The following is a 10,010-nucleotide window of genomic DNA, read 5'->3' on the forward strand; positions in this document are numbered from 1 at the left end:
GTATTAGGTCCAACTTTATGGGGTCACCACATTTCACAAGAGTCTTTAAAAAATTTTATTTACTTATCAATCGCTTCTCTGCAAGTTCAAGAATTTTGTAAATTCTTTCTTGAACATTAACTCAACAGTTCCCGTTGGACCATTCCTGTGCTTGGCAATAATAACTTCACCAACATTTGGTTTTTCTGATTCTTCCTTAGTGTAATACTCGTCTCTGTAGAGGAACATTACAATGTCAGCGTCTTGCTCTATGGCACCTGACTCACGAAGGTCAGATAGGATTGGTCTGTGGTCAGTCCTAAGTTCTGGAGCACGAGAAAGTTGTGAAAGAGCGATGACAGGGACTTCTAATTCCTTGGCAATGGCCTTGAGGTTTCTCGATATTGCAGAAATTTCTTGTTGCCTTGACTCAGACCTTGATGACATCTGCATAAGTTGTAGGTAGTCAATTACAATTAAGTCAAGGCCCTTTTCCACCTTCATCCTTCGGCACTTGGCTTTGAGCTCTAGTGGAGAGATGCCAGCTGTGTCGTCAATTTCAATTTTTAGGTTTGACACAATGGGCATGGTGTTAATTATTTTTGTCCACTCTTCTTCATTTAAGTTTCCACTAATAACCTTTTGGAGGTCAACGTGGGAAGTGGAAGAGATAATTCTTTGGAAGAGTTGGTTCTTACTCATTTCAAGAGAAAAGACAGCAACTGATGCACTACCTCTTAGGGCAGCGTTAGTTGCAATGTTTACCATGAGGGCAGTCTTACCCATAGAAGGTCTTGCTGCCAACAAAATCAAATCAGACCTTTGAAGTCCAGAAATTTTTCTATCTAGGTCCACAAAACCAGTTGTAAGTCCAGTAAGGGCATTGGGGTTTTGTGCCTTTTTTTCCATTTCAGCGAAGGAATCCAGGGCAATGTTTTTTATATTTACAAGGCCATTCTTTGTGGAGTCCTGAGTTATGTCAAAGACAGATTTTTCTGCAAGCTCAATGATGAGGTCTGCCTGGGCATCAGGAGAATAGGCAGCAGAAATCACCTTGTCTGATGAATCAATTAGCTCTCTTAAGATTCCCTTCTCCTTGATGATCTTGCAGTAGTATTTAATATTTGAAACTGCAGTTACATTAGAAGATAAATCTGCAAGGTAGGGGATGCCGCCAACCACTTCAAGGTCGTCAGTCTTTTTAAGTTCCTCTGCAATTGTAATTACATCAGCGGCTTCATTCCTGTTGTAAATATTTAAGATGGCACTGTAAATTTTTCTGTGGGCTTCTTGGTAGAAGTCCTTGATATTTAATAGCTCAATGGATGTAGTGATGGCTTCCTTGGAAAGCATCATAGATCCAAGGGCTGACTCCTCTGCCTCCAAATTGTGGGGAGGCATCTTTAAATTTGAAACAGAATTAAAATTTAATTCTCCCTTTGCATCCATATCAATCAAGATTCCGGTCTAACATTTACTTTTAAAGTAGCAACAACGTCTGGGTAAAGCTTGATATCAATATTTTTCATGCCAGCTTCTTTGATGTTTTCTCCAAGTTCGATTTTCTTCTTGTCAACATCAATCTTGTGGTCTTGTTTTAATTTCTTTGCTATATCAGCAGAAGTGATGGCACCAAAAAGTCTTCCACCTTCTCCAGCCTTAGCCTTAATAGTTAAAGTGATTTCGCTGATTTTTTTCTTAATTTCATTAGCCTTAGCACGATTTTCTTTTTCTAATTTTTCTTCTTCGAGCTTGTTCTTCTTCCATGTTTCCATATTTTCTGGAGTAGCTTCAATGGCAATACCCCTTGGTAGCAAGAAGTTTCTAGCATAGCCAGTCTTTGCGTTAACAATTTCACCTTTTTTGCCTAGAGTTTTGTCGTCCTTAATTAAAATTACTTTCATGTTATTCCTCGCTTTTATTTTCAATTAAATATTCGTCAATTGCATTTATTAAAATATTTTCTGCTTCGTCTAAGTCCGTTGTGTCAAGTTGGGCACCAGCCATATTCAAGTGACCGCCTCCACCAATTTTTTCCAATATAAGTTGGACTGATACAACTTCTCCACGAGACCTGCCTGATATGTGGACCTTGCCATCATTTATTGTTAAGACAAAGGATGCATCTATTCCGTTGATATCAAGTAGGGCATCGGCAGCTTGGGCTGCAACAAGTACAGAGTTGTTGGCTTCCTTGTCAAATCTTGAAACAGCAATATTGTCGTGGATTATCTTAGTGTTATGAATTACTTCTGCCCTATAAACCATAGTATCTAAATCGTCTTGGAAGAGGGCCTTTACCTTTAGCATATTTGCCCCAGCTCTCTTTAAGATGGAAGCTGCTTCAAAGGTCCTTACACCAGTTTGGAAGGAGAAGTTCTTAGTGTCAACCACTATACCACTCATTATGGCATCAGCCTCAAAGTGAGTTAGGTTTAAGTCGTTAGACATATAAGTTAGCATCTCAGTTATAAGCTCACAAGTCGAAGATGCATAGGGTTCCACGTATTGGAGAACAGGATTGTCAACAAATTCCTTGCCCCTCCTGTGGTGGTCTATAACCACAATTTGATTAGTCCTATCCAAGAGTTCTGGACACTCTGTAAAGGATGGCTTGTGGTTGTCAACTATAACTAAAAGGGAAGAGTGCTTAATATTATTTAGTGCAGTTTCCCTAGAAATAAGTTTTTCATAAGTTTCTGTCTCTTCTTCCTTCATCCTATCAATTAAATTGTCAATTGATGGGTTGGATTTTTCAAGGACAATAAAGCCTTCCTTGTTTCGATTTAAGGTTGCACGAAGACAACCAATAGCTGCACCGATGGCATCCATGTCAGGGTTTTTGTGACCCATGATGTAGACATTTTCAGACCTATCGATCAATTGCTTTAGGGCTTCACCAATTACCCTTGCCTTAACCTTATTTCTCTTTTCCATGGCCTTGGATTTTCCACCAAAGAACTCGTAGTTGTCATCAATCTTTACAACAGCTTGGTCGCCACCACGACCTAGTGCTAAGTCAAGAGAAGAGTCAGACTCAACATAGGCATCCTTGAAGTTAAGTCCAAAGGAAGAAACTCCAATGGAAAGTGTAATTGGAATTGAGTTGCCCTTATTGAGGTCTCTTAGGTCATCTAGGATGTCAAATCTCTTTTCCTTAATTGCCTTTAGGGACTTAAAGTTCATAACCACAAGATATAGGTCCTCGTCAGATTTTTTTACAAGGGCATCGTACTCTTCAAAGTATTGAGAAATTGTTGAGTCAATTTCTGCAATTAGAAGGGGTCTGATTTCTGATGGGGCAGAAGATATAGCCTCATCAAAGTTATCCACTTCAACCTTTGCCACAATGGCAAATTCATCCGTGTACTTGTTTTTTAAATTTTGATAGGCAGTGTTGTCCACTAGATAAAATAGGACAGACTTGCCTTCTCCCTTTTCAGACTTGCTTTCCACAATGTTGGTATAGATGTTAAAAAATCTTTTATTTACTTCAACAGGTATAGTCCTTTGACCCTCAGAGTTTAAGATATTTGCTATATCAATATCTCCAATTAGGTTTTCAAGATCACCCTCCAAGACGCTATTTTCATTAAAGAGATTGATGAAGGGAGTATTGTACCAAAGGATTTTTGCCTTTTCATCTGTAACAACAAGGGGAAAGGGCATGTCGAAGATTGCCTGCTTAGTCAGGGAATCAAATCTTTCATTTAAGCTTTCAAGGGCTTTTAAATTTTCTTCATTTTTAATATTTATTTTGTTATAGGCCAAGAAGGCTACATAGGCAAGTGCCAAAATTCCCAAAAGACCAAGTAGGGGTCTTGTGAAAATTAATGCCACAACAAGGGCTATTCCAAAAATAAAAAAGGGAAGAAAATCTTTAAATTTATATTCGTTTTTCATAGCATTCTCACTTATTTAATTTTTCTAAAGTTAACAATTTGATCAAGTCCACCAAGGATTATTAAAAAAATCTGTAGGCTTGATATAGTAAAGCTTAGACCTATTAAGAGAAATTGTAAAAATCTCTTAACTCCAAATCTCGTCATATAAAATTTGGTAAGGGCAAGGCCAGAAGCATAGAGCATAAAGAAGACTAAGTTCATTAGGTTGATCGTAAAGACTTGACCTGTGGGTCCAAAGTAGTCGCCAGTAAGTGAAAAGAGGGCTAGACTCACAAGTGACAAGGCTATGATTTCCCTTGGGAACTTCAAGAATTCAAGAGAGGATGGTTGAATAATAAAAATCCCCCTTGTAAGAAGACTTCTTCCAGCCCATGTATAAGTAACATAGGAAGTCACAATAGATGTGATAATTAGGACAGATGGAAGAATTTGCAAAAATTTCTTGTAGTAGAGCTCTACATTTTCTGTGAAAATCGCCATAGTCCCTGAAGACAAAATATCTTCGCCTGCTAGGTTTTTGTAAAATTCTGTAATGGCATTTATAGTTTCCCTTGAATTTAGGACTTTACTATTGATCCCAAAGGCAAAGAATAAAACCATTATTGATGTAAAAAATATTAAAGATGTCGCCAAGATAGTCATAGAGACAGACCTTTTTGTTGTAATCATGTAGTGAAAAATTAAGATGAAGGGACCAAAGATTGTAAAGACAACTATGGCTTGGACTGGTCCCATGAAACCAGCAATTAAAAGTACAACGGCAAGAAGTGTCGCCATTACTTTTATAATTCCCTCCTTCACAGATTCAGCTACATACATAGAAGGAAACAAAATATATAAAAAGGGAAAAATCATTCCAATCATGGAAATGAAAATAGACCTTGTGAAGAGTCTAATGAGTCCCTTATAGTCAGTTTCTTTTTCCAATAAATCAACTCCTATCTCCCCTATTTTACCATAGAATTATAATTAGATAAAGAATTCTAACTTTCACGAGTCCATTGATGACAAATAAAAAAGTCCCTAAAGATTAGGAACTTAATTTTAAAAATTAATAATTTGTTTGTAGCAAATTCAAAAATGAAATTTAATTTATTACTGTCCTTGCAATTCATTTATAGCTTGAACAATTTTATTTAAACCTTCTTCTAGGATGTTTCTTTGACAGGCAATGCTAATTCTAAAGTAACCATCTCCTGGCTCACCAAAAACAATTCCATCTTCAATTAATAAGTCGTACTTTGTAATTAAGATGTCCATTAGGTCTTTGTGATTTACATAAGCGCCAAAGTTGATCCAGGCTAAGAAAGTTCCTTCAGGTTTTTTGTATTTTGTTTGTGGAAGTTTTTCTCCTAAGAACTTGACAATAAAATCAAAATTGTTTTCCACATAATCCATTACTTGATCAACCCAATAAGCACAATGAGAGTAAGCTGTCTCGCATAAAATCATATCAAGTGGTGGTGCAAACCTAATGAAGTGTCTTCCATAAGTTTCTTTGTTCCACTTGTCTTTTAAGTCATGGTCATCAATTATAATTTGAGCGATAGGAAGTCCACCAACATTAAAAGTTTTACTTGGAGCAACTGCAGCAGCAATTTTATTATAAGCACCGAGACTCATAAGAGGATAGTGTCTTACATTTTTTCTGGTTAAGTCACAATGGATTTCATCGGAGAAAATAGTTAAGTCATATTTTTTGCAAATCTCAATAATTTTTAAAAGCTCTTCTTTTTTCCAAACACGACCGACAGGATTGTGAGGAGAGCAGAGAAGGAGCATTGTGTTATTTGGGTCTTTAGCCTTATCTTCAAGATCGTTGAAGTCAATATAGTAGTAACCATCATCATTGATTAAATTATTATTGACAACTTTTCTTCCGTTTTCTGCTATTAATTGTGCAAAGGGATAGAAAACTGGTGGTTGAATAATTATTCCATCGCCTTCTTTTGTAAAAGAATTTATGGCAAAGCCAATAGCTGGCAAGACACCAGGGGAATAGAATATTGAATCCATTTCTATTTTCCAAGAAAACCTATCATAATACCAACTTTGAATAGATGAAAAATATTTTTCGCCAGGCATTGACTGACCAAAGAAACCATGGTCTACTCTCTTGGAAAGAGCATCTATAACTTCATCTGCTACCCTAAACTCCATATCAGATAACCAAAGGGGAAGAGCCTTATCACTTGCCCTTGAATCGATAAAATCCTTGTGATCCCATTTTACGCTATTACTTCCACGTCTATCATACTTAATTTCTAAATTTAACTTTTTCATTTTTCACCTCGCAAGACAAGTATAGCAAGTAGAAAAAAATTTTTTATTGAGATGAATTTTATCCTAAAGAAACTTTTTTGCTATAAGTTTCTCCAAAGTGGAAAAGACCAAGGCATTATGATAAAATTCTAAACAAATAAATTATTTACAAAAAATAAGCAGCAAAAGAATATTTATAGGAAATTTGGTGAGTAAAAGTGGATGAATATTTAAAAGAAGTTGGCAAAAAAATAAAGAAAATAAGGAAGTTAAAAAATATGACCTTAGATGACTTGGCAAAAAAGATTAATAAGAGTAAGTCAGCAGTGTCAAAATATGAAAATGGAGAAATTAATATTGATCTAGTCACCTTAAAGGAGATTAGTGATGTCTTTGAAATAGAAACAGCTAGGCTCATACCTCAAAATATATTGAAGCCCAAGAAAAAGTCCATAGACTTAGACAAAGTCCCTAGGTTCTTTAAAGAGGATTCAAAAATATATTCCTACTATTATGATGGGAGAAATTCAAAAATTCTTAAGTCACTTATTGAGATAAGTGGAGGAGAGGATAAGGACCACAGGGTCTCTATGTATATGAATATTTCAGATTACGACTTTCCTTATATTTGCGAGAACACCTATTATGGAAACATTGAGCATTTCGACAGTATAACCAGAATAAACTTGTACAACAAGTACACAGATCTTGAAAAACCAAACATATCTATCTTGTCGCCCTTTGTTGATTCTGAAATAAGATGGGGACTTTGGAGTGGCATTTCAATTAGGCCTATAATGCCAGCTGCCATAAAGATGCTATTTTCAACAAGGATTTTAGATGAAGATAAAGAGCTGCAGAAGAAACTTATTTTAAATCGTGAAGATATGGCATACATAAAGAAGTTTAATATGTTTTCAGTTTTTTAATTTGAAGTTAAATTTGATTAAAAAAAATTTAGGACAAATAAAAAAGTCCCTAAAGACTAGGAACCTTATAAGTTAAAATTATTTGCTAAAGTAGGACAAGAAGAGGGCACCAGGACCTGTGTGTGTCCCAACAACACTTCCGATTTGGATGAACTCTGGTGAAGAAATCTTATCTTCCCAAAGGCTCTTTGTCTCTCTTAGGTATTTTTCGATTTTGCTGCCGTCACGACCTGTGTAGCCAAGCTTGATTGGCATATCAAAGTCAATGGATCCAGTCTTTTCTATTTCACTAATGAAAAGATTATTGGCATTTTTTATTCCCTTGGCCTTGCCAACAGATGCAATTGCTCCATCCTTCATAGATAAGAGGGCCTTAACAGAGAAGAGGTTGCCGAGAAGGGCTGAAGTCTTTGAAATTCTTCCGCCTCTTTCAAGGTATTCTAGGGTGTCGACTAAGACCACTAATCTTAACTTCTTCTTAGCCTCATCAAGGATTTTCTTTATTTCTCTTGCAGACTTACCTTCTTTTACAAGTCTTAGTGCATATTCAACTAGAGCACCTTCTGCGTTAGAAACATTTAAACTGTCTACTATAAAGATTTTATCTTCAAGACCTTCGCTGGCAAGCTTGGCACTTTGATAAGTTCCCGATAACTTTGAAGATAGGACAATAACAACTGCCTCGTCTCCCTTATCTATTACTTCCTTATAGATATCCATAAAGGCCACAGGAGTTGGTTGACTTGTCATAGGGAAATCTTCCTTTTTTTCAAGTCTTTCATAAAATTCGTCCTTAGTAATATCAACTGAATCTAGGAAGTCTTCATCTCCAAAGGTAACGTGGAGGGGAACTACGATTAAGTCCTTTTTAATATTTTCTTCCACATCACAAGTTGATCCCACAATTATTTTTACTGCCATATATTTCCTCACATTTATTATTAAGAGTTTATTTATTTTTGCTATCTTATGTAAAACTTAGTATAAATAAAAGGAAGTAAGGTGTCAATATAGACCAAAGGACAGCAATAAAGTTTTTGTGGTAAAATATTTAAGAAAGCTATATTAATTTTAAGGAGATGATTTTATCAATAGGTATTCAAAAATTACTAACAAGACAAAAAGAGAAATTGTCCTCTTAAAGGCAAGACCTTGCAAGTGGGGCAAGTGTACTTTTTGCGATTATATAGATGACAATGAGATAGATAAGAAGAAGATAGACGAGATAAATCTTGAAGTTTTAAAAAATGTCACTGGGGAGTTTGGAGTCCTAGAAGTAATTGACTCTGCATCAGTTTTTGATTTGACAGAAAATACACTTAAAGAAATAAAAAAAGTAGTTGAAGAAAAAAATATAAAGAGATTATTTTTTGAAGCTCATTGGATTTATAGAAATAGACTTGATGAGATAAGAGAATTTTTTGGAATCCCTATAACTTTTAAAACTGGGATAGAAACTTTTGACAATGACTTTAGGGAAAGAGTCCTTAAAAAGGGTGCAGACTTTAAAGACTATAGAGAAGTACAAAAATATTTTGACTCACCCTGTGTCATGGTGGGCATAAAGGGTCAAACGAGAGAAATGATAGACCGTGATATGGAAATTATAAAAAATTTCTCCCACGCAACAGTAAATATTTTTATGAACAACTCAACTGAGATAAAGAGAGACGAAGAACTCGTTAAGTGGTTCGTAGAAAAATATAGGTACCTTGAAGATGATCCTCACGTTGATATTTTATTTGAAATAACAGATTTTGGTGTGGGCTAAAAAAGGACGCTGTGATTAAATTAACAGCGTCCTTTTTTATTAGACTTCTTATATTTTAATATTTTATAAATAGTTAAAATAGATAAGGAACTAAGAAAAATAAAAACATGATTTTGTGGTGAGTTAGATGTCATGGGAGAAATAAAGTCCTCTATAAAGAATTCTATCAAAACTAAAATAATATAAATTATTGCAATGTCTTTTATATTTTTATTAATTTTAAATCTAAACATGTTTTCACATTGGATTAAAATGATTGTAGTTAATACGCTATACGCGAGTACAACTACTTTATTTAAGGGATAAAATAAGTTAATACATCCGAAAGTTATGAATATTATAAAGTATAAAATAAATATAATTTTATTTTTTACCATGGTACATTAACATCCAGATAGCCATTCCCTTTATTAGCATCGAGATGGTTATCTATAAATTTAGCTATTGCAGTTCCGGGATCAAAAATATTGTCTATTATAATTCCAGCGAATCTACCAGCATGAGCTAGCATTCCTTTTAACCCCCAGTCAGAGAGTTTTTTTGCAACTTTCGTAACAACTTTTTTTTCTATTATTTCTTTTGCTTTTTCTACGCCATATTTTTTTTCAAGTTCTTTAATTCCTGCATTTGCTAATCCACCTTCACCAGTAGCCAATAAAGCTAAATCTATTACAATATTCAAAGCTTTTCCAGCTTTATCAACAGAGATAACCTTTTTTACACTTCTTAAATAAGGATCGTTAAAAGTTTTTAGAACTTCTAAAATTTCTTCTTTTTCTTCTGTGGATTTAGTTTCTTTTGATACTAAGGAGTCTAATAGTTTAGATTCTTCATCTGTAAGAAGATCTTCATCAAAGTTTTTTTCTAATATTGAATTTGCGAGAGAGCTATTGTAATTTTCTTCTTTGAAGTTAACACAGTCATTAATTTCAGTAAGAGCCTTAGTATTTTTAGATTGTGCAAAAACAGGTATGGATGATGCAAGTATAGAAACGGATAATAAAATAATTGTACTTTTTTTAAAATTTTTATTCATGTAAACCTCCTATTAATTAAATATTAACAATAAAAAAATAACAAAAAAAACAACTAATGTCAACATTAAAAATAATAAAAATTCCCGATGGAAATTTTGTGGTGACCCCATAAAGTTGGACCTAATAC

The 10,010-nt window shown here is 34.6% G+C and carries 9 protein-coding genes; 2 read left to right on the plus strand and 7 right to left on the minus strand.

What is annotated here, in order from left to right; all coding sequences use genetic code 11:
• Nucleotides 1–66: 66 nt before the first annotated feature.
• The 5 genes from dnaB to HMPREF1864_RS05680 form a co-directional block, all read right to left on the minus strand.
• Entirely contained in the window at nt 67–1,428 is a 1,362-nt protein-coding gene (dnaB, locus tag HMPREF1864_RS05660) for a replicative DNA helicase (protein WP_062571868.1), read from the minus strand.
• Nucleotides 1,429–1,433: 5 nt separating this feature from the next.
• On the minus strand, nt 1,434–1,883 hold the full coding sequence (rplI, locus tag HMPREF1864_RS05665) for a 50S ribosomal protein L9 (RefSeq protein WP_005955268.1): 450 nt from the start codon (nt 1,881–1,883) through the stop codon (nt 1,434–1,436).
• Nucleotide 1,884: 1 nt separating this feature from the next.
• Nucleotides 1,885–3,882 (minus strand): DHH family phosphoesterase, encoded by a 1,998-nt coding sequence (locus tag HMPREF1864_RS05670; protein WP_062571869.1) that lies wholly within the window; start codon nt 3,880–3,882, stop codon nt 1,885–1,887.
• Nucleotides 3,883–3,893: 11 nt separating this feature from the next.
• Nucleotides 3,894–4,811, minus strand: coding sequence for a DUF2232 domain-containing protein (locus HMPREF1864_RS05675; protein WP_062571870.1), 918 nt, complete (start codon nt 4,809–4,811; stop codon nt 3,894–3,896).
• Between the two features lie 168 nt (nt 4,812–4,979).
• Nucleotides 4,980–6,167 carry a MalY/PatB family protein gene (locus HMPREF1864_RS05680; protein WP_062571871.1) on the minus strand — a complete coding sequence of 396 codons (1,188 nt, stop codon included), beginning with the start codon at nt 6,165–6,167 and terminating at the stop codon, nt 4,980–4,982.
• Nucleotides 6,168–6,364: 197 nt separating this feature from the next.
• On the opposite strand from HMPREF1864_RS05680, the gene HMPREF1864_RS05685 reads away from it, so the two are divergent.
• On the plus strand, nt 6,365–7,075 hold the full coding sequence (locus HMPREF1864_RS05685; RefSeq protein ID WP_062571872.1) for a helix-turn-helix domain-containing protein: 711 nt from the start codon (nt 6,365–6,367) through the stop codon (nt 7,073–7,075).
• 78 nt (nt 7,076–7,153) lie between these two features.
• On the opposite strand, the gene HMPREF1864_RS05690 is transcribed toward HMPREF1864_RS05685, so the two are convergent.
• On the minus strand, nt 7,154–7,996 hold the full coding sequence (locus tag HMPREF1864_RS05690; RefSeq protein ID WP_062571873.1) for a DegV family protein: 843 nt from the start codon (nt 7,994–7,996) through the stop codon (nt 7,154–7,156).
• A 382-nt stretch (nt 7,997–8,378) separates the two neighbouring features.
• On the opposite strand from HMPREF1864_RS05690, the gene HMPREF1864_RS05695 reads away from it, so the two are divergent.
• The gene (locus HMPREF1864_RS05695) at nt 8,379–8,846 is read left to right on the plus strand and encodes a radical SAM protein (protein ID WP_231723508.1); all 468 of its coding nucleotides are present in this window, start codon (nt 8,379–8,381) and stop codon (nt 8,844–8,846) included.
• A gap of 370 nt (nt 8,847–9,216) precedes the next feature.
• On the opposite strand, the gene HMPREF1864_RS05705 is transcribed toward HMPREF1864_RS05695, so the two are convergent.
• Nucleotides 9,217–9,882 (minus strand): hypothetical protein, encoded by a 666-nt coding sequence (locus tag HMPREF1864_RS05705; RefSeq protein WP_062571876.1) that lies wholly within the window; start codon nt 9,880–9,882, stop codon nt 9,217–9,219.
• Between the last annotated feature and the right edge of the window lie 128 nt (nt 9,883–10,010).

The organism is Peptoniphilus sp. DNF00840, from assembly GCF_001553125.1.
In the GTDB taxonomy this organism is placed as follows: Bacteria; Bacillota; Clostridia; order Tissierellales; family Peptoniphilaceae; genus Peptoniphilus_A; species Peptoniphilus_A vaginalis.

Coding starts and splice junctions, on each gene's coding strand:
- HMPREF1864_RS05705 (WP_062571876.1), bottom strand. CDS start 9,882: ATGAATAAAAATTTTAAAAAAAGTACAATTATTTTATTATCCGTTTCT.
- rplI (WP_005955268.1), bottom strand. CDS start 1,883: ATGAAAGTAATTTTAATTAAGGACGACAAAACTCTAGGCAAAAAAGGT.
- dnaB (WP_062571868.1), bottom strand. CDS start 1,428: ATGGATGCAAAGGGAGAATTAAATTTTAATTCTGTTTCAAATTTAAAG.
- HMPREF1864_RS05690 (WP_062571873.1), bottom strand. CDS start 7,996: ATGGCAGTAAAAATAATTGTGGGATCAACTTGTGATGTGGAAGAAAAT.
- HMPREF1864_RS05680 (WP_062571871.1), bottom strand. CDS start 6,167: ATGAAAAAGTTAAATTTAGAAATTAAGTATGATAGACGTGGAAGTAAT.
- HMPREF1864_RS05670 (WP_062571869.1), bottom strand. CDS start 3,882: ATGAAAAACGAATATAAATTTAAAGATTTTCTTCCCTTTTTTATTTTT.